This is a genomic window from Dermabacter hominis NBRC 106157, assembly GCF_001570785.1.
GTDB classification, from domain to species: domain Bacteria; phylum Actinomycetota; class Actinomycetes; order Actinomycetales; family Dermabacteraceae; genus Dermabacter; species Dermabacter hominis.
Window position 1 is genome coordinate 229,855 of sequence record NZ_BCSI01000001.1, and the last position, 16,241, is coordinate 246,095.

The window sequence follows — 16,241 nt, forward strand, 5'->3', positions numbered from 1 at the left end:
TTCATGGCTAACAACCTGACGGTCGACGTTCTCGACCCCGCAGGAAAGAAGACCGGCACTGCCGAGCTGCCCGCTCACATCTTCGATGTTCAGACCAACGTGGCGCTTATCCACCAGGTCGTGACCGCTCAGCTCAACGCTGCGCGTCAGGGCACGCACAAGGCCAAGACTCGCGGCGAGGTTAGCGGCGGCGGCCGTAAGCCGTGGAAGCAGAAGGGAACCGGTCGTGCTCGCCAGGGCTCGATCCGCGCACCTCAGTGGACCGGCGGTGGCGTCGTTCACGGCCCGGTTCCGCGCGACTACACGCAGCGTGTGCCCAAGAAGATGAAGGCTGCTGCGCTCCGCGGCGCCCTTTCGGATCGCGCCCGTTTCGGCCGCATCCACGTTTTCACCGCGCTCCTCGATGGCGACAAGCCCTCGACGAAGCTCGTGGCGAAGACCATCGCTACCGTCTCGGACAGCTCGAACTTCCTCCTGGTTGTTCGTCGCGACGACGAGGTCGGCGCGCTCAGCTCGCGCAACCTCGCTAACGCACACGTGCTGTTCGCCGATCAGCTCAACACCTACGACGTCATGGCATCCGACCATGTCGTCTTCACCGAAGGTGCGCTCGAGGACTTCGTGGCAGGCGCGACTCTCGCCGCTGTGAAGGCTCCCGCGCAGCCCGAGGCTGCGGCAGCCCCCAAGGCGGCCGCCACGGCTGAGGTGAAGAGCGAAGCTGCGGCTGTTGAGGCTCCCTACGGCGAAGGCAGCGCCCTTCCGCTCGACGGTGGCAAGGCCCCCGAAGGTTTCACCATCAAGGGCAACAGCAACTCCATGAAGTACCACACCGAGGATTCGCCGTGGTACGGCCGCACCAAGGCTGAGGTCTGGTTCGCGACGTCCGAAGCAGCGGAAGCTGCCGGCTTCGTGAACGCTGTTCGCCCGGCCGATGAGGAGGAAGCCAAGTGACCTCGATTAACAAGAACCCGCGCGACATTCTCTTCGCGCCGGTCCTCACCGAGAAGTCCTACGGCCAGATGGACGAAGGGAAGTACGTCTTCCTCGTCGATCGCCGCGCAAACAAGACCGAAATCAAGCTTGCCGTCGAGGAGATCTTCGACGTCAAGGTTGCTTCGGTGAACACCATCAACCGTCAGGGCAAGACGCGTCGCACGCGTTTCGGCATCGGCAAGCGCAACGACACCAAGCGCGCCATTGTCACCCTCAAGGACGGATCCATCGACATCTTCGGAGGCGCGACCGCCTGAGCGGTCGTGACCCGAAGACAAACGAGAGAGTCTGAGGAAACCCACGATGGGAATTCGTAAGAACAAGCCGACCTCGCCGAGCCGCCGCGGCTCGAGCGTCGCCGACTTCGTCGAGATCACTCGTAGTGAGCCGGAGAAGTCGCTGGTCCGCCCCCTGTCCAAGACGGGTGGCCGTAACAACAAGGGCCGCGTGACCTCGCGTCACCGCGGCGGTGGCCACAAGCGTGCCTACCGCGTGATCGACTTCCGTCGTCACGACAAGGACGGCATCAACGCCAAGGTCGCCCACATCGAGTACGACCCGAACCGTACCGCTCGCATCGCTCTGCTCCACTACCTGGACGGCGAGAAGCGCTACATCCTCGCCCCGGCGAAGCTTCGCCAGGGTGACGTGCTCGAAAGCGGCCCGAGCGCCGACATCAAGCCCGGCAACAACCTTCCGCTGCGCAACATCCCCGTGGGTACCGTTGTGCACGCAATCGAGCTCCGCCCCGGTGGCGGCGCGAAGATCGCCCGCTCGGCGGGTGCCTCCGTGCAGCTCGTCGCGAGGGAAGGCAAGTACGCCCAGCTTCGTATGCCGTCCGGCGAAATCCGCAACGTCGATGCGCGCTGCCGCGCGACCATCGGTGAGGTGGGCAACGCCGAACAAGCCAACATCAACTGGGGCAAGGCCGGCCGTATGCGCTGGAAGGGCAAGCGCCCGCACGTCCGTGGTGTTGTGATGAACCCCGTGGACCACCCGCATGGTGGTGGTGAGGGCCGCACGTCGGGCGGTCGTCATCCCGTTTCGCCTTGGGGCCAGCCGGAAGGCCGTACCCGCAAGCCGAACAAGGAAAGCGACAAGCTCATCGTGCGCCGCCGCCGTACCGGCAAAAAGCGCTGATAGGACGAGGGATAAACAGTTATGCCACGCAGTATTGCTAAGGGCCCCTTCGTTGACGATCACCTTCAGAAGAAGGTCGACGCTCAGAACGAAGCCGGTACCAAGAATGTCATCAAGACCTGGTCGCGCCGTTCGGTCATTACGCCGGACTTCCTCGGCCACACTTTCGCAGTGCACGATGGCCGCAAGCACGTCTCGGTGTTCGTCACCGAGTCGATGGTTGGCCACAAGCTCGGCGAGTTCGCTCCCACGCGCACTTTCCGCAGCCATGACAAGGACGACAAGAAGGGACGTCGTCGCTGATCGCCCACGTGGCGAAGTGATGATTTCCCTCGCTATTCACTAAAGAAAGCAGGACAGCAATGGAAGCCAAGGCGCAGGTGCGGTTCATCCGTATTTCGCCCATGAAGGCCCGGCGCGTCGTTGACCTTATTCGTGGTAAGAGCACGGGTGAAGCACTGGAGATTCTGCGGTTCGCGCCGCAGGCCGCCAGCGAGCCCGTCTCGAAGCTCGTAAAGTCCGCGATCGCCAACGCCCGCGTGAAGGCAGATCAAGCAGGGGAGCGTTTCGATGAGCAGGATCTCGTCGTGTCCGCTGCATTCGTCGACGAAGGCCCGACCATGAAGCGGTTCCAGCCGCGCGCTCAGGGTCGCGCATTCCAGATCAAGAAGCGCACCAGCCACATCACCGTGGTTGTTGCCCCGTCGAAGAAGAAGGAGACCCGCTAGTGGGCCAGAAGGTCAATCCCAACGGGTTCCGTCTCGGTATTACGACCGACCACACGAGCCGCTGGTTCGCCGACTCCACGAAGGAAGGTCAGCGCTACCGCGACTACGTGAAGGAAGACGTCGCCATCCGCAAGCTTCTTTCGGAGGGGCTCGAGCGCGCTGGCGTGTCGAAGGTCGAGATCGAGCGCACCCGCGATCGCGTTCGCGTTGATCTGCACACCGCACGCCCCGGCATCGTGATCGGTCGCCGTGGCGCGGAGGCCGAGCGTCTCCGCGGTCAGCTCGAGAAGCTGACGGGCAAGCAGATTCAGCTCAACATCCTCGAGGTCAAGAACCCCGAGGCAGACGCGCAGCTCGTTGCTCAGGGCATCGCCGAGCAGCTCGCGAGCCGCGTGTCCTTCCGCCGTGCTATGCGCAAGGGCATTCAGTCCGCGCAGCGTGCCGGCGCGAAGGGTATCCGTGTCGCCGTTTCGGGCCGCCTCGGTGGCGCCGAAATGAGCCGCAGCGAGTTCTACCGTGAAGGCCGCGTGCCCCTGCACACGCTTCGCGCGAACATCGACTACGGCTTCTACGAGGCCCGCACCGCATTCGGCCGTATTGGCGTGAAGGTGTGGATCTACAAGGGCGACATCACGTCCAAGGAACTCGCTGCACAGCAGGCCGCCCAGGCTCCGCGCCAGGGCCGTGGTCCGCGCGCTGAGCGCCCCCGTGGCCGCCGCAACGAGCGCAACGCCGCCCGCCGTGAGAAGGCGGAAGCTTCGGCTCAGGCTCAGGCCGCCACCGAGGCTCCCGCTGCCGCTCCGGCCGATAAGGGAACGGAGGCCTGAGTCCAATGCTGATTCCGCGTAGGACCAAGCACCGCAAGCAGCATCGCCCCACCCGTACCGGTATGGCCAAGGGTGGCTTCGATCTCGCGTTCGGCGACTACGGCATCCAGGCTCTCGAGCCCGCCTACGTCACCAACCGTCAGATTGAGGCTGCACGTATCGCCATGACGCGCTACATGAAGCGTGGCGGCAAGGTGTACATCAACATCTACCCCGATCGCCCCCTCACGAAGAAGCCTGCCGAGGTCCGCATGGGTTCCGGTAAGGGTTCGGTGGAGTTCTGGGTAGCGAACGTCAAGCCCGGCCGCGTCATGTTTGAGGTTGCCGGCGTCGATGAGCCGACTGCACGCGAGGCACTGCGCCTCGCCATGCACAAGCTCCCCATGAAGTGCCGAATCCTCAGCCGAGAGGGTGGTGACATCTGATGGCAGCCACGAAGCTTACCGCTGACGAGCTCAACAAGCTCGATGACGCGAAGCTCACCGAAGAACTCGCGAAGGCCAAGGACGAGCTGTTCAAGCTCCGTTTCCAGGGCGCGACCGGTCAGCTCGAGTCGAGCGCTCGCTTGCGTTCGGTCAAGAAGGACATCGCACGGATCTACACGATCCTGCGCGAGCGCGAGCTGGGGATCCGCCAGGCCCCCGGTTCGGCCGAGTGAACGAGCGAGGTTAGGTAATGAACGAAAATCAGGTCGCTGAAGAGCGTCCGTACCGCAAGACTCAGCGCGGCTACGTCGTCTCCGACAAGATGGATAAGACCATCGTTGTTGAGGTCGAGGAGCGCGTGAAGCACTCGCTGTACGGCAAGGTTATGAAGAAGCACAAGAAGTTCAAGGCCCACGATGAGGAGAACACCGCCGGTGTCGGCGATCTTGTTCGCATCATGGAAACCCGCCCGCTGAGCGCTTCCAAGCGCTGGCGTCTGGTGGAGATTCTCGAGAAGGCTAAGTAAGCCGTTCTCAGGTTCGCCTGAACATAGAGAGGCCGGGGTGGATTCGCAATGCGGATCCACCCCGGCCTCTCTTTTGTGCTTTCGTGGTGCGGGTTGCGGGTGCTTCCCACGTGCGAGGTTCGTGACGCGCCAGCTGCCGTCGGCCTGCTTTGCCAACGTGAGGGACCCGGTGAGTTCGGGCGTGAAGCCCATATGTGCCGCGTCGCCGTACTCGTACTGGACCCGGGCAATCCTGCCGCGAACATCGATACCCGCAACGCGTCCGTCTTCGGGCATTCGGGGGCGGGGTGGTGCAATGAGCGGCTTCTGGAGTTCGCTGCAGCTGTGCGGGAAGCGGGGCCGACGGTTGCCTTCAACCCGGGGCACGAATCTTGCCGGACGCTCATGGCTCATGCATGAGCGGATTCCTTGATTGTGTCTTCTTCGCTGTCCGGGGTGAGCAGCAGCCACAATGCGAGGGTTCCGGCACAAAGCCCAGCGATCACGAGGGCGGTGCACGCGGTGAGGACAATGGCGGCCTTGGGCTTCGCTGTCACGGCATCTTCCAGCTGCTGTTGCTGCTCTTGCTTCCAGTGATCTTCCATTCGCCATCCTGGAGCTCGAGGTCGAAGACGTGGTCTGTCTCGGGGACGCTCACGGCTGGGTCGTGCAGTGTGGTGGTGACCTCCACCTGGGCCTTGGTGTTTTCGGTGCTGATGTGTGTGATGTCGTAGTCGAATCCGCCGCGACGGTCGATTTCCGCTGCGGCTTCCTTGAAACGCTCGCAATCGACGCTGTCAGCCACTTGATCCTCGAGAGCGCCCGTGAATGCCGAACAATCCTGGGACTCAATGGCAGCGAACATGTCGTCCACAGTGTCCTTGGGCCCATGGATGAGGGCCGCTCCACCGCCGATGACGAGAACGAGGGCGGCGATACCGGCGAGGCTGAGCAAGCTTAGGCAACCGCAAATGCCACAAAAAACGCCCCTACTGGAACCTTGGGGGCGGACGTATGGGGGAGGGGGTGCAGGGGAGTAGTGGGGGTAGGTCATTGTGCACCTTTCGCATGACCTGCGTTACAGTTGCAAACATACCCGCTTGAGATTGCACGTGCAAACATGTGTTGCGGAGGCTTGGGGATTGGAAGGTAGGGCGCAGCTTGGGCTTGGGCTTGGGTTGGGGTCATGGGCGAGAAGCTCGCCCGTGTGACGCGCGAACAACAACGAGGATTGGCAAAGCAATGTGGGACCGGCCAAGGGCGGCCGGCCCCACATTCGGTGGAAAGGGGTTAATTCTCAAACATGTTTCCGCCGTCGGAGATGACCCACTTTCCATCTTCCTTGACGAGGGTGAACGTTGAGGTCTTTGTGTCCGTCTCTTCGCTCTTCTTGTTCTTGGCGGTGAGCTTCGTGGGAACCGTGGCCTTGTCGCCGAGGGAGTTCGACGGCAACGGCAACTGCACCTTCGGCCTCACGGAACAGGTCATGTTCCATGAGATCGATCAGGACAAGATCGACCGCGTTCGCATCATGGAGACCAGGCCGCTGAGTGCTTCGAAGCTCTGGCGTCTCGTCGAAATCATCGAGAAGGCTAAGTAAATCTGTCGGGCTCAGCCCGAAAGATCTCCGAGAAGGGGTCGTCCGCTTACCAGCGGGCGGCCCCTTCCCCTGTTCAGCGGGCGCCCGAGCCCCGTGGCGTTACGATGACCAATGGCCATGCGCGTGACGACAGTTGTCGCAAACTTGCGACACGTCATGGCAGAGTAGGTACCGCGTCGCAACGCCGCCGCGATATCCGGGCAATAGCGTGGAGGTAACGAGGAGGCGAGAAGCGGCTCCCGTGACTTTGAGGAGTGAATCCCATGACAACGACCACGATGACGAAGCGCCGCCTCGCGGCAGCCCTTGCAGCCGCGTCTCTTCTTGTTGCCGGCGCGAGCGGATGCTCTTTCGGTGTACTCGGTAGCAGCGATGAGAAGCCCACGGAGCAGGCGAGTGCGGCAGCCCCGGCAGACAATAGCAATGGCGGCGATCAGGGCAGCGGGTCCGACGACGCGAATCCCGCGCAGGGCGCGAGCGACGCCGGCGGCGCTGCGGCGGGTTCCGATCAGGGCGGCGCGAACGGCCAGCAGGCGGCGGGGGACCCTAACGGGGCGAACTATCCCGCGCCGATCTTCACGACGGAGGCTCCCGCAATCGTCAAAGGCGATCCGAACGCGACTGTCACGGCTTCGCTTCACGGTCTGAAGCGAGAGGGGGAGACCGTCACCGCCCTCTACTCGTTCAAGCTCAATACGGCTGTGAAGGAGGAGCAGGATTTCTACTACCTGAACGGTAGCACCAGGTGGACACCCTTCATCGTCGACACGAAGAATCTTCGCAAGCATACGCCACTTGCGACGGAGAATAACCAAGAGCGTGCAATGACTGAACTCATTGATGTGGACATCATGCCCGGTCAGACCGCGTATGCCTTTGCGACGTTCGCGGCGCCGCCGGCGGACGTCAAGACCATGGACGTGATGCTGTGGCCGACAGGCGAAGTCGCGAAGGGGGTCGAAATCAAGTGAAAAAGCGTCACCTTGTAAGCCTCACGGCCGCGGCTTTCGTCTTCGCTGCTGGGCCAGCGGCCCTTGCGGATAATGGGGACGAAACGCCCGCCCCCGAGCCGCCGAGCACGATCGGTACGTACGAGTCCAATATTTTTCCCCTCGAGCAGAATATCTACCAGCTCGATCAAAACATCGAAGATCTCAATACCGATACACAAGAGGGCAACACCAAGGTTGTCACCTTGAATTCGGACATTCTCTTCGACTACGGCTCGAACAAACTATCTGACCCGGCGAAGAAACGCATCGGGGAGCTTGTCAAAGACGTTCCGCAGGGTGCAACCGTGAAGGTCGATGGGCACACTGACAACATCCCGTACCATCGAGGCAACGACGTGCTCTCCAAGGAGCGCGCCCAGGCGGTCGCCGACGCGATCTCCGCGACGCGAGGCGACCTCAAGCTTGAAGTCGCGGGCCACGGCGATACGAAGCCCGTGGAGCCGAACGAGGAGGGCGGCGAGGACAACCCGGAGGGGCGTGCCAAGAACAGGCGCGTGGAGATCCGCTATGACGGGTAGCCACACTCCTTCATTCGCGTCGGGATCGGCCGGTTCAGCGGAGCCGGCCGATCCGGCGCGTCAGCGCATCTTGCTCGTGGACGACGATGAGACGATTCGCGAGCACCTCGGGGGAGTGCTCTCACGCAGCGGGCTTGACGTGCGCATGGTAGCGAACGGTGCCGAGGCACTCGAGAGGCTCGATGAGGAGGAACCCGATCTCGTCATCCTCGACGTCATGATGCCGGTCATGGACGGTCGAGAAGCGCTTCGCCGGATCCGCGAACGCCATGAGTGGCTACCCGTCATCCTTCTTACCCAGGTGGGGGAGAGCTTCGAGCGTGCGTCCGCGCTCGACGAAGGGGCCGACGATTACCTCAATAAGCCGTTCGACCCTCACGAGCTCCTCGCGCGGATCAGGGCCGTCCTGCGTCGAAGCTCGCGCGGCTCGGCCCCGCTCAGCACGTCCTCGACGCTCACCTCTGGTGAGCTGCGCATCGATCGCACGGCCCGGCGGATCTTCGTGGGTGGCAAGGAAGACCAACTCACGCCGCGGGCATTCGCGCTCCTCGAGTACCTCATGGCGCATCCCGGCGAAGTGTTCACGCGTGAGCGGCTCCTGCAGACCGTGTGGGGCTTCGATGCGATCGTGACCACGCGAGCCGTTGACCATCGCATCGCCGAGATTCGCCGCGTGATTGGTTCCGCCGACGGTTCCCCCACGTACATCGAGACAGTCCCGAGCCTCGGCTATCGCTTCGCCCAGAAGGTCGAACGTTCATGAAGAAACACCCACTTGCCTACGCCTCGGCTTTCGCCGCGCTTCCCCTCGCGATCGGCGTGGTGGTCTCCCTCGTATGGAGCGTCCTCGGCGAATCGAGGCACATCTACTTCTCGATGTCGCTCGCCTGGCTCCCGCTCACGATCGGCGCGGTTCTCACCCTCGCTGTGCTCCCCGCCCTCGGCGCGTGGTGGTACACGCGCCACGCCGTGAGCAAGGCGCGGCGCGAAACCGTGGTCGAGCAGACGGCAAGCCGGCGCCGGCTCATCGCCCGACTCGACCACGAAATAAAGAACCCGATCCAGGGCATTCGAGCGGCGCTTGCCGACGAGCCGTCCGAGCGGCAACGCTCGAGCATCGACGCGCAATCACGCCGCCTCACCTCCCTTCTGAGCGACCTGCGCAAGATTGGGGAGGTCGAGCACACGCAGCTCGAGATTACGCAGATCGATCCTTCGCGCCTCGTCCACGACGCAATCGAGACCGCGCGCGAGGTGCCCGGTGCGAGCGAACGCTCGATCCGCGTCTCGCTTCCCACGGCTCCGCGCCCTCTGCCGCCGATCAATGGCGACGAAGACCTCCTCTTCCTGTGCCTCGTGAACGTCTTGAGCAACGCCGTGAAGTACTCGCGGCCGGGCGACGCGATCGAAGTGCGGGGGCGACAGCTCGAAAGCGGCATCGTGCTCGAGGTCGCCGACACCGGACTCGGGATTTCCCCGGACGACCTTCCGCTCGTATGGGAAGAACTCGGTCGTGCGAGCGAGGTGCGCGGTATCGAGGGCTCGGGGCTTGGCCTGCCCATGGTGAAGGCCATCGTCGAACGCCATGGAGGCACTGCGACCCTCACGTCGTGGCATGGTGAAGGGACATCCGTAAGCCTTACCCTCCCGTTTGCAGGGCCCGCGCGGTAAAACACCCGGAAAAGAGCGGGTCGAGCTAAGAGCACGTATGAAAAGAAGGTCCGACGCTCGCCTGTCACCGTCGGACCCTGACAAACGGCGCCCCCGCACTCGCTGAACCGGCGGTGCCAAACGCAGCGAGACCAAGCACACACGTGCAGGGCCCCTCGCCCCCTTACGTTCGGTGCCCGCGTGCCGTAAACTAGACGGGTTGCTGTGTGAACGCACCCAAAAACCGGGAGGTTGGCGGGATGCGCCACTGAGCACAGGACCCGGTCCTCGGGCCCCAAGTGGGACCCATCCCAGCCGGAGACCTTGCATCGCCTTTCGGCAGTGCCTGAGTCCGGCTCGGGGTTTTTTGATGCCCGGGAACTGGAAGCCGCTGCGCCCCACGTGAGTGCGGTGGAAAACAAGTCCGATATCCGTTCCGCAAGGCTCGAGGCTCACGCCGAGAGAACCGGCGAGACGCAAGGAGAACGTTAGTGATTCAGCAGGAGTCGCGACTCAAGGTCGCCGACAACACCGGTGCAAAGGAAATCCTCTGCATCCGTGTTCTCGGTGGCTCCGGTCGCCGTTACGCCGGCATTGGTGACACCATCGTTGCGACCGTCAAGGACGCAATCCCTGGCGGAAACGTCAAAAAGGGCGATGTTGTGAAGGCCGTCGTGGTTCGCACCACGAAGGAACGCCGTCGTGCCGATGGTTCATACATCCGATTCGATGAGAACGCAGCCGTCATCCTCAAGAACGACGGCGAGCCGCGTGGCACGCGCATCTTCGGCCCCGTGGGCCGCGAGCTGCGTGACCGCCGGTTCATGAAGATCATCTCGCTGGCACCGGAGGTGCTGTGACATGAGCATGAAGATTAAGAAGGGTGACCTCGTTCAGGTCATCACCGGTCGCACGAGCGACGCAGACAAGATCGCCAAGCGCAACGAAACCCGCGCCGAAAAGGGCAAGGGCGAACTCGCCGCAGGCGACAAGGGTAAGCAGGGCCGCGTGCTCCAGGTGTTCCCCGACACCCAGCGCGTGCTCGTCGAGGGCGTCAACCGCATCACCCGCCACAACAAGCCCGGCTACAACGGCCAGGCTGGCGGCATCGAGCAGGTCGAAGCCCCGATCCATATCTCGAACGTCGCCCTCGTGGCTGACGACGGCAAGCCGACCCGCGTCGGCTTCCGTGAAGAGAAGGTCGAGCTCGAGGACGGCCGCACGAAGACCATTCGTGTGCGTTACTCGAAGCGCACCGGGAAGGACATCTGATGACCGAGACGACCACCCCGCGCCTTAAGACCAAGTACCGCGAAGAAATCAAGGATTCGCTCCAGAGCGAGTTCAACTACGCCAACCCGATGCTCATCCCCGGCCTCACGAAGATCGTGGTGAACATGGGTGTCGGCGACGCCGCACGTGACTCGAAGGTCATCGACGGTGCCATCGCGGATCTCACCGCGATCACCGGCCAGAGGCCTCAGGTGACGCGCGCCCGCAAGTCGATCGCGCAGTTCAAGCTTCGTGAGGGCCAGGCCATTGGCTGCCACACGACCCTGCGCGGCAACCGCATGTGGGAGTTCCTCGACCGCCTGCTCTCGACCGCCCTTCCGCGTATCCGCGACTTCCGCGGCCTCTCGCCGAAGCAGTTCGACGGCAACGGCAACTACACCTTCGGTCTCACCGAACAGGTCATGTTCCATGAGATCGATCCGGACAAGATCGACCGCGTTCGCGGCATGGACATCACCGTGGTGACCACCGCCAAGACCGATGACGAGGGACGTGCGCTGCTTCGTGCGCTCGGCTTCCCCTTCAAGGAGAACTGATATGGCCAAGACAGCGCTTAAGAACAAGCAGCAGCGCAAGCCCAAGTTCGCTGTGCGCGCCTACACCCGGTGCCAGAAGTGCGGTCGCCCGCACTCGGTGTACCGCAAGTTCGGCCTTTGCCGCGTGTGCCTTCGCGAGATGGCCCACCGCGGTGAACTGCCCGGTGTCACCAAGAGCAGCTGGTAAGGACTATCGCCACAGGTCCCCGCTTTACGCGAGGGAAACCACGGTGAGAAAGAAGCATTCGACATGACAATGACTGATCCGATCGCGGACATGCTCACGCGAATCCGGAACGCCAACACCGCGTTCCACGATTCCGTGACCATGCCGTACTCGAACCTTAAGTCCCGCATCGCGGAGATTCTGAAGGCCGAGGGGTACATCAAGGACTGGCGCGAGGAAGAAGCCGAGGTTGGAAAGAACCTCGTCATCGAACTCAAGTACACCGACGATCGCGAGCGCGCGATCTCGGGCGTCCGCCGTGTCTCGAAGCCCGGCCTTCGCGTGTACGCAAAGTCCACCAACCTGCCCAAGGTGCTCGGCGGCCTCGGCGTGGCCATCCTGTCCACGTCCTCCGGCCTCCTCACCGACAAGCAGGCCACGAAGAAAGGCGTGGGTGGGGAAGTCCTCGCCTACGTCTGGTAACCGGAAAGGAGAACCGTAATGTCCCGCATTGGACTTCGACCGGTTTCCGTACCGGCTTCCGTCACTGGTGTGACTATCGACGGCCAGCACGTCCAGATCGCTGGCCCCAAGGGCGAGCTTCAGTACGAGGTTCCGAAGCCTCTCAGCGTTGAGCGCGCTGAAGATGGCTCGATCGTCGTGCGCCGCCCCAACGAAGAGCGTGAGAACAAGGCCCTCCACGGCCTTGCACGCACTCTCATCGCGAACATGGTCGAGGGTGTCACGGAGGGCTTCGAAAAGAAGCTCGAAATCGTTGGCACCGGTTACCGTGTCGTCGCGAAGGGAACCGATCTCGAGTTCGCGCTCGGCTTCTCCCACCCCGTGCTCGTGAAGGCCCCCATGGGCATCACGTTCGCCGTGGAGAGCCCCACGAAGTTCTCGGTATCGGGCATTGATAAGCAGCTGGTCGGCGAGACCGCCGCGAAGATTCGCAAGATTCGTAAGCCCGAGCCGTACAAGGGCAAGGGTGTGCGCTACGCCGACGAGACCGTGAAGCGCAAGGCCGGAAAGGCTGGTAAGTGATAATGGGTTTCGCTGAAAAGCACACTCGTGGTGACCGCAAGAGCCGCGTCCGCGCACGTGGCCGCCGTCACCTGCGCCTCCGTCGCCGCGTTGCGGGTACCGCTGAGCGTCCCCGCCTCGCCGTGACCCGTTCGGCGCGCCACATGTACGTTCAGGTCATCGACGATACGAAGGGCATCACCCTCGCATCGGCATCGACCATGGAAGCAGACCTCCGCGCGTCGGAAGCCACGAAGACCGAGAAGGCCAAGCAGGTCGGCTCGCTCGTGGCCCAGCGCGCGAAGGAAGCCGGTATCGACGCCGTGGTCTTCGACCGTGGCGGCAACAAGTACCACGGCCGCGTGGCCGCCGTCGCTGACGGTGCACGCGAGGCCGGACTGACTCTGTGACCACCCCCCCGGAAATAGGACGAGAAGAGGATTCACATGGCTGCTGAGCAGCGTAACAATGGTCCCGCGGCCTCCGGTCGGAGGGGCGAGAACGAGGATCGTAACAACCGCGGTCGCGGCAATGACCGCAACCAGGGCGGGCGTCGCGGCGAGGGCCGTGGCGGTCGTCAGGAAGAGAAGTCGGCCTTCCTTGAGCGCGTGGTAGCAATCAACCGCGTGTCGAAGGTTGTCAAGGGCGGTCGCCGCTTCGCCTTCACCGCGCTCGTCGTGGTGGGCGACGGTGATGGCACCGTTGGCATCGGCTACGGCAAGGCGAAGGAAGTTCCCGCCGCCATCTCGAAGGGTGTCGAGGAAGCGAAGAAGAACTTCTTCCGCGTTCCCCGCATCCAGGGCACGATCGTGCACCCGGTTCAGGGAGAGGACGCCGCAGGCGTTGTCTTCCTCCGTCCGGCTGCTCCCGGTACCGGTGTAATCGCCGGTGGTCCGGTGCGTGCGGTTCTCGAGTGCGCGGGCGTCGCCGACGTTCTGTCGAAGTCGCTCGGTTCCTCGAACACGATCAACATCGTGCACGCGACCGTCAAGGCCCTCAAGCAGCTCGAGGAGCCGGAAGCAGTGGCAGCTCGCCGCGGCCTTCCCCTCGAGGACGTCGCCCCCGGCTACCTGCTTCGTGCGCAGGCCGAGGGTCGCGCAGCGGCTCGCGAGGCGCGTGAAGAGAAGGTAGGTGCCTGATGCAGCTCAAGGTTACTCAGGTCAAGTCTGTAATCGGCGGTAACGACGCACAGCGCTCGACGGTGCGAGGCCTCGGCCTCAAGCGCATCGGCGACGTCGTCGTCAAAGAAGACCGCCCCGAGATTCGCGGCATGATCAATGCCGTCCGTCACCTCGTGACGGTTGAAGAGGTGGACTGATCCATGGCGAACGAAAACCCGCTTAAGCTCCACGATCTTCGCCCGGCTCCCGGCGCGAAGACCGCTAAGATCCGCGTGGGTCGTGGTGAAGGCTCGAAGGGTAAGACCTCGGGTCGCGGTACCAAGGGTACGAAGGCGCGCTACCAGGTGAAGGCAGGCTTCGAGGGTGGTCAGACCCCGATGCACCGCCGCCTTCCCAAGCTGCGTGGCTTCAAGAACCCCTTCCGTGTGGAGTTCCAGGTCATCAACCTGGACACCATCGAAGCGCTGTTCCCCGAGGGTGGCACCGTCACCGTCGAGGATCTTGTCGCGAAGGGTGCCGTGCGCAAGAACCAGCCCGTCAAGGTGCTCGGCTCTGGCGACATCACCGTGAAGATCGACATCACTGCCCAGAAGTTCTCGGCTTCGGCCGAGGAGAAGATCACCGCCGCTGGCGGCTCGGTCATCGTGGCGTGAGTTGAAGCAATTTTCATAGTGCTTCTTTGACCAGGCACCGCGACTCAGGATATTTTGAGGCGCGGTGCCTGTTTTAATAGGCCAATAACCCCTAGCTCTAATGCGCTCCGTGTGCATGATAGGCCCACCCCTCGGGCCGCCCGACAGGAGGAACCTGGTGGACAACGCCTTCGTGCGCGCCTTCCGAACCCCTGAGCTCAGGAACAAGCTGCTGTTTGTCCTTGGAATGCTCGCCATCTACCGCTTCGGCGTGTTCGTGCCGACCCCCGGCTTCGACTACACGAACATCGCTGCGTGTACCGAACAGGCACTGAACGGTGCCGGTGGCGGCGTGCTCGGCATGGTGAACCTGTTCTCCGGCGGGGCGCTGCTGCAGATGTCCGTCTTCGCGCTCGGGGTGATGCCATACATTACGGCGTCGATTATCGTGCAGTTGCTCCGCGTCGTGATCCCCAAGTTCGAGGAGCTGCACAAGGACGGCCAGGCGGGGCAGGCGACGCTCACGCAGTACACGCGCTACATGACTATCGGCCTCGCAGTCCTGCAGTCCACCACCGTCATCACTCTCGTGCGCAGCGGCGCTTTCTTTGCCGGCTGTAACCTCCCGCTTGTGCCAAACCAGTCGTGGTGGATGCTCGTCCTCATGATCCTGACGATGACGACCGGCACCCTCGTCATCATGTGGCTCGGCGAACTCATCACCGAAAAGGGCGTGGGCAATGGCATGTCCCTGCTGATCTTCACGTCGATCGCCGCGGGCTTTCCCGCCTCGTTCGGTCAGATCCTGAAGCTCCAGGGGTGGATGACCTTCTCAATCGTCATGCTGATCGGCATGATCATTGTGATCGCCGTGATCTATGTCGAGCAGTCGCAGCGCCGCATCCCCGTCCAATACGCCAAACGCCAGGTGGGTCGTCGCCTCGTGGGCGGCTCCTCGACCTACATCCCGATCAAGGTGAACCAGGCCGGCGTTATCCCCATTATCTTCGCGTCCTCGCTTCTTGCCCTGCCGCAGCTCATCGCCTCGTTTGGCGACCAGAGGTCCGGGTGGGTGCAGTGGATCCACGCCAACTTCGTGCTCGGCCAGGGCTTCTCGTGGATGTATTCGCTTGTCTATTTCGCCCTCATTGTGTTTTTTGCGTTCTTCTACGTGTCCATCACCTTCAACGCTGAAGAGATTGCCGACAACATGAAGAAGTACGGCGGCTTTGTTCCCGGCATCCGTGCGGGCCGCCCAACGGCGCGCTACCTCGAGTACGTCATCAACCGCGTGCTCTCCGCGGGCTCCCTGTACCTCGGTATCTTGGCGCTTGTTCCCCTGATCGCTTTCGCGCTTCTTGGTGCAGACCAGAAGTTCCCGTTCGGCGGAACCTCGCTCCTCATCATCATCGGTGTTGGCCTCGATACCTTGAAGCAGATCAGCTCCAAGCTCCAACAGCACCACTACGAAGGGATTCTCCGATGACCGCCTCCACTCCGGCCCGCCGCCTCCTCATTGTTGGACCCCCGGGTGCCGGCAAGGGCACGCAGGCAGAGCGTATCGTTGAGAAGCTCGGCGTGCCCGCCATTTCCACGGGCGATATCTTCCGTGCGAACGTCTCCAACGAGACTGAGCTTGGCGTTCTCGCGAAGTCCTACATGGATAAAGGTGAGTACGTTCCCGACTCGGTCACCAACGAGATGGTGGAGAGCCGGCTCGGCGAGGACGATGCCGCGAACGGTTTCCTCCTTGATGGCTACCCCCGCACCGTGGCGCAGGTGGAGGCTCTCGATGGAATTCTCGACAAGCTCGGAGTGGCGCTCGACGCCGTCATTCTCCTCGACGTTGAGAGTGAAGCTATCGTGCAGCGGCTTCTTCAGCGCGGAAAAGAGCAGGGCCGCAGCGACGACAACGAAGAGACCATTCGCCGCCGCATCGACGTGTATGGCGAGCAGACCACGCCCCTGATCGATATCTACGACAAGCGAGGTCTCGTGAAGCGCGTCGACGGCATGAAAGATATCGACGCTGTGACCGCAGATATCCTCGCCGCGCTCGGAGCCTGAGCCC

At 62.9% G+C, this 16,241-nt stretch carries 28 protein-coding genes and 1 pseudogene; 26 read left to right on the plus strand and 3 right to left on the minus strand.

Features of this window, described 5'->3' with window-relative positions; translation table 11 throughout:
* The first annotated feature begins 3 nt into the window (after window positions 1-3).
* From rplD to rpsQ (DEHOM01_RS01015), 9 genes are read left to right on the plus strand one after another with little or no spacing between them, the layout of a single operon-like run.
* On the plus strand, window positions 4-951 hold the full coding sequence (rplD, locus tag DEHOM01_RS00975) for a 50S ribosomal protein L4, sunset domain variant (protein ID WP_061211104.1): 948 nt from the start codon (window positions 4-6) through the stop codon (window positions 949-951).
* A complete protein-coding gene (gene rplW / locus DEHOM01_RS00980) occupies window positions 948-1,250 on the plus strand; it encodes a 50S ribosomal protein L23 (protein WP_016664022.1) in 303 nt (100 codons plus the stop codon). The genes rplD and rplW overlap by 4 nt, the downstream gene beginning before the upstream one ends.
* Window positions 1,251-1,296: 46 nt before the next feature.
* Complete coding sequence (gene rplB / locus DEHOM01_RS00985) at window positions 1,297-2,133, plus strand: 50S ribosomal protein L2 (protein ID WP_016664023.1); 837 nt, start codon at window positions 1,297-1,299, stop codon at window positions 2,131-2,133.
* A gap of 21 nt (window positions 2,134-2,154) precedes the next feature.
* Window positions 2,155-2,436, plus strand: coding sequence for a 30S ribosomal protein S19 (rpsS, locus tag DEHOM01_RS00990; protein ID WP_016664024.1), 282 nt, complete (start codon window positions 2,155-2,157; stop codon window positions 2,434-2,436).
* A 59-nt stretch (window positions 2,437-2,495) separates the two neighbouring features.
* The gene (gene rplV, locus DEHOM01_RS00995; RefSeq protein ID WP_016664025.1) at window positions 2,496-2,861 is read left to right on the plus strand and encodes a 50S ribosomal protein L22; all 366 of its coding nucleotides are present in this window, start codon (window positions 2,496-2,498) and stop codon (window positions 2,859-2,861) included.
* A complete protein-coding gene (gene rpsC / locus DEHOM01_RS01000; RefSeq protein ID WP_016664026.1) occupies window positions 2,861-3,688 on the plus strand; it encodes a 30S ribosomal protein S3 in 828 nt (275 codons plus the stop codon). Before rplV ends, rpsC begins: the two co-directional genes overlap by 1 nt.
* 5 nt (window positions 3,689-3,693) lie before the next feature.
* Window positions 3,694-4,113: a 50S ribosomal protein L16 gene (gene rplP, locus DEHOM01_RS01005; RefSeq protein WP_016664027.1), complete on the plus strand. Its 420-nt coding sequence runs from the start codon at window positions 3,694-3,696 to the stop codon at window positions 4,111-4,113.
* Window positions 4,113-4,346, plus strand: a complete 234-nt coding sequence (rpmC, locus tag DEHOM01_RS01010) for a 50S ribosomal protein L29 (RefSeq protein ID WP_016664028.1) — start codon at window positions 4,113-4,115, stop codon at window positions 4,344-4,346. Before rplP ends, rpmC begins: the two co-directional genes overlap by 1 nt.
* 17 nt (window positions 4,347-4,363) lie before the next feature.
* A complete protein-coding gene (rpsQ, locus tag DEHOM01_RS01015) occupies window positions 4,364-4,639 on the plus strand; it encodes a 30S ribosomal protein S17 (RefSeq protein WP_016664029.1) in 276 nt (91 codons plus the stop codon).
* A gap of 389 nt (window positions 4,640-5,028) precedes the next feature.
* On the opposite strand, the gene DEHOM01_RS09900 is transcribed toward rpsQ (DEHOM01_RS01015), so the two are convergent.
* The 3 genes from DEHOM01_RS09900 to DEHOM01_RS10120 form a co-directional block, all read right to left on the minus strand.
* Complete coding sequence (locus DEHOM01_RS09900; RefSeq protein WP_167346627.1) at window positions 5,029-5,175, minus strand: hypothetical protein; 147 nt, start codon at window positions 5,173-5,175, stop codon at window positions 5,029-5,031.
* Entirely contained in the window at window positions 5,172-5,573 is a 402-nt protein-coding gene (locus DEHOM01_RS01020; protein ID WP_061211105.1) for a hypothetical protein, read from the minus strand. Before DEHOM01_RS01020 ends, DEHOM01_RS09900 begins: the two co-directional genes overlap by 4 nt.
* A 335-nt stretch (window positions 5,574-5,908) precedes the next feature.
* A complete protein-coding gene (locus DEHOM01_RS10120) occupies window positions 5,909-6,106 on the minus strand; it encodes a hypothetical protein (RefSeq protein ID WP_061211106.1) in 198 nt (65 codons plus the stop codon).
* Here DEHOM01_RS10120 and rpsQ (DEHOM01_RS10125) point away from each other — a divergent pair.
* From rpsQ (DEHOM01_RS10125) to DEHOM01_RS01105, 17 genes and pseudogenes are all read left to right on the plus strand, one after another.
* Window positions 6,045-6,218, plus strand: a pseudogene (rpsQ, locus tag DEHOM01_RS10125) (30S ribosomal protein S17); the annotation flags it as partial. The gene DEHOM01_RS10120 and the pseudogene rpsQ (DEHOM01_RS10125) overlap by 62 nt on opposite strands.
* Before the next feature lie 263 nt (window positions 6,219-6,481).
* Entirely contained in the window at window positions 6,482-7,189 is a 708-nt protein-coding gene (locus tag DEHOM01_RS01030; RefSeq protein ID WP_061211107.1) for a hypothetical protein, read from the plus strand.
* A complete protein-coding gene (locus DEHOM01_RS01035; RefSeq protein WP_061211108.1) occupies window positions 7,186-7,749 on the plus strand; it encodes an OmpA/MotB family protein in 564 nt (187 codons plus the stop codon). The genes DEHOM01_RS01030 and DEHOM01_RS01035 overlap by 4 nt, the downstream gene beginning before the upstream one ends.
* The gene (locus DEHOM01_RS01040; protein WP_061211109.1) at window positions 7,739-8,512 is read left to right on the plus strand and encodes a response regulator transcription factor; all 774 of its coding nucleotides are present in this window, start codon (window positions 7,739-7,741) and stop codon (window positions 8,510-8,512) included. Before DEHOM01_RS01035 ends, DEHOM01_RS01040 begins: the two co-directional genes overlap by 11 nt.
* Entirely contained in the window at window positions 8,509-9,420 is a 912-nt protein-coding gene (locus DEHOM01_RS01045; protein WP_061211110.1) for a sensor histidine kinase, read from the plus strand. Before DEHOM01_RS01040 ends, DEHOM01_RS01045 begins: the two co-directional genes overlap by 4 nt.
* Window positions 9,421-9,890: 470 nt before the next feature.
* Window positions 9,891-10,259, plus strand: a complete 369-nt coding sequence (gene rplN / locus DEHOM01_RS01050; protein WP_016664037.1) for a 50S ribosomal protein L14 — start codon at window positions 9,891-9,893, stop codon at window positions 10,257-10,259.
* 1 nt (window position 10,260) lies between these two features.
* Window positions 10,261-10,671, plus strand: coding sequence for a 50S ribosomal protein L24 (gene rplX / locus DEHOM01_RS01055; protein ID WP_034372273.1), 411 nt, complete (start codon window positions 10,261-10,263; stop codon window positions 10,669-10,671).
* Complete coding sequence (gene rplE / locus DEHOM01_RS01060; protein ID WP_061211111.1) at window positions 10,671-11,228, plus strand: 50S ribosomal protein L5; 558 nt, start codon at window positions 10,671-10,673, stop codon at window positions 11,226-11,228. The genes rplX and rplE overlap by 1 nt, the downstream gene beginning before the upstream one ends.
* A 1-nt stretch (window position 11,229) precedes the next feature.
* Complete coding sequence (locus DEHOM01_RS01065; protein WP_016664040.1) at window positions 11,230-11,415, plus strand: type Z 30S ribosomal protein S14; 186 nt, start codon at window positions 11,230-11,232, stop codon at window positions 11,413-11,415.
* Between the two features lie 63 nt (window positions 11,416-11,478).
* Window positions 11,479-11,877: a 30S ribosomal protein S8 gene (gene rpsH, locus DEHOM01_RS01070; RefSeq protein ID WP_016664041.1), complete on the plus strand. Its 399-nt coding sequence runs from the start codon at window positions 11,479-11,481 to the stop codon at window positions 11,875-11,877.
* Between the two features lie 18 nt (window positions 11,878-11,895).
* The gene (gene rplF / locus DEHOM01_RS01075; RefSeq protein WP_061211112.1) at window positions 11,896-12,438 is read left to right on the plus strand and encodes a 50S ribosomal protein L6; all 543 of its coding nucleotides are present in this window, start codon (window positions 11,896-11,898) and stop codon (window positions 12,436-12,438) included.
* 2 nt (window positions 12,439-12,440) lie between these two features.
* Window positions 12,441-12,827 (plus strand): 50S ribosomal protein L18, encoded by a 387-nt coding sequence (rplR, locus tag DEHOM01_RS01080; protein WP_034372282.1) that lies wholly within the window; start codon window positions 12,441-12,443, stop codon window positions 12,825-12,827.
* A 36-nt stretch (window positions 12,828-12,863) separates the two neighbouring features.
* On the plus strand, window positions 12,864-13,556 hold the full coding sequence (gene rpsE, locus DEHOM01_RS01085) for a 30S ribosomal protein S5 (RefSeq protein ID WP_016664044.1): 693 nt from the start codon (window positions 12,864-12,866) through the stop codon (window positions 13,554-13,556).
* A complete protein-coding gene (gene rpmD, locus DEHOM01_RS01090; protein ID WP_034372287.1) occupies window positions 13,553-13,735 on the plus strand; it encodes a 50S ribosomal protein L30 in 183 nt (60 codons plus the stop codon). The genes rpsE and rpmD overlap by 4 nt, the downstream gene beginning before the upstream one ends.
* 3 nt (window positions 13,736-13,738) lie before the next feature.
* Complete coding sequence (gene rplO / locus DEHOM01_RS01095; RefSeq protein ID WP_061211113.1) at window positions 13,739-14,191, plus strand: 50S ribosomal protein L15; 453 nt, start codon at window positions 13,739-13,741, stop codon at window positions 14,189-14,191.
* Window positions 14,192-14,348: 157 nt separating this feature from the next.
* Window positions 14,349-15,656: a preprotein translocase subunit SecY gene (gene secY / locus DEHOM01_RS01100; protein WP_034372293.1), complete on the plus strand. Its 1,308-nt coding sequence runs from the start codon at window positions 14,349-14,351 to the stop codon at window positions 15,654-15,656.
* The gene (locus DEHOM01_RS01105; RefSeq protein WP_061211115.1) at window positions 15,653-16,237 is read left to right on the plus strand and encodes an adenylate kinase; all 585 of its coding nucleotides are present in this window, start codon (window positions 15,653-15,655) and stop codon (window positions 16,235-16,237) included. Before secY ends, DEHOM01_RS01105 begins: the two co-directional genes overlap by 4 nt.
* Window positions 16,238-16,241 lie beyond the last annotated feature (4 nt).

Bases quoted from the DNA above. Each gene is read 5' to 3' on its own strand.
- rplD (WP_061211104.1), top strand. From the start codon at position 4: ATGGCTAACAACCTGACGGTCGACGTTCTCGACCCCGCAGGAAAGAAG.
- rplB (WP_016664023.1), top strand. From the start codon at position 1,297: ATGGGAATTCGTAAGAACAAGCCGACCTCGCCGAGCCGCCGCGGCTCG.
- rpsS (WP_016664024.1), top strand. From the start codon at position 2,155: ATGCCACGCAGTATTGCTAAGGGCCCCTTCGTTGACGATCACCTTCAG.
- rplV (WP_016664025.1), top strand. From the start codon at position 2,496: ATGGAAGCCAAGGCGCAGGTGCGGTTCATCCGTATTTCGCCCATGAAG.
- rplP (WP_016664027.1), top strand. From the start codon at position 3,694: ATGCTGATTCCGCGTAGGACCAAGCACCGCAAGCAGCATCGCCCCACC.
- rpmC (WP_016664028.1), top strand. From the start codon at position 4,113: ATGGCAGCCACGAAGCTTACCGCTGACGAGCTCAACAAGCTCGATGAC.
- rpsQ (WP_016664029.1), top strand. From the start codon at position 4,364: ATGAACGAAAATCAGGTCGCTGAAGAGCGTCCGTACCGCAAGACTCAG.
- DEHOM01_RS10120 (WP_061211106.1), bottom strand. From the start codon at position 6,106: ATGACCTGTTCCGTGAGGCCGAAGGTGCAGTTGCCGTTGCCGTCGAAC.
- DEHOM01_RS01030 (WP_061211107.1), top strand. From the start codon at position 6,482: ATGACAACGACCACGATGACGAAGCGCCGCCTCGCGGCAGCCCTTGCA.
- DEHOM01_RS01040 (WP_061211109.1), top strand. From the start codon at position 7,739: ATGACGGGTAGCCACACTCCTTCATTCGCGTCGGGATCGGCCGGTTCA.
- DEHOM01_RS01045 (WP_061211110.1), top strand. From the start codon at position 8,509: ATGAAGAAACACCCACTTGCCTACGCCTCGGCTTTCGCCGCGCTTCCC.
- rplX (WP_034372273.1), top strand. From the start codon at position 10,261: ATGAGCATGAAGATTAAGAAGGGTGACCTCGTTCAGGTCATCACCGGT.
- rplE (WP_061211111.1), top strand. From the start codon at position 10,671: ATGACCGAGACGACCACCCCGCGCCTTAAGACCAAGTACCGCGAAGAA.
- DEHOM01_RS01065 (WP_016664040.1), top strand. From the start codon at position 11,230: ATGGCCAAGACAGCGCTTAAGAACAAGCAGCAGCGCAAGCCCAAGTTC.
- rpsH (WP_016664041.1), top strand. From the start codon at position 11,479: ATGACAATGACTGATCCGATCGCGGACATGCTCACGCGAATCCGGAAC.
- rplF (WP_061211112.1), top strand. From the start codon at position 11,896: ATGTCCCGCATTGGACTTCGACCGGTTTCCGTACCGGCTTCCGTCACT.
- rplR (WP_034372282.1), top strand. From the start codon at position 12,441: ATGGGTTTCGCTGAAAAGCACACTCGTGGTGACCGCAAGAGCCGCGTC.
- rpsE (WP_016664044.1), top strand. From the start codon at position 12,864: ATGGCTGCTGAGCAGCGTAACAATGGTCCCGCGGCCTCCGGTCGGAGG.
- rplO (WP_061211113.1), top strand. From the start codon at position 13,739: ATGGCGAACGAAAACCCGCTTAAGCTCCACGATCTTCGCCCGGCTCCC.
- DEHOM01_RS01105 (WP_061211115.1), top strand. From the start codon at position 15,653: ATGACCGCCTCCACTCCGGCCCGCCGCCTCCTCATTGTTGGACCCCCG.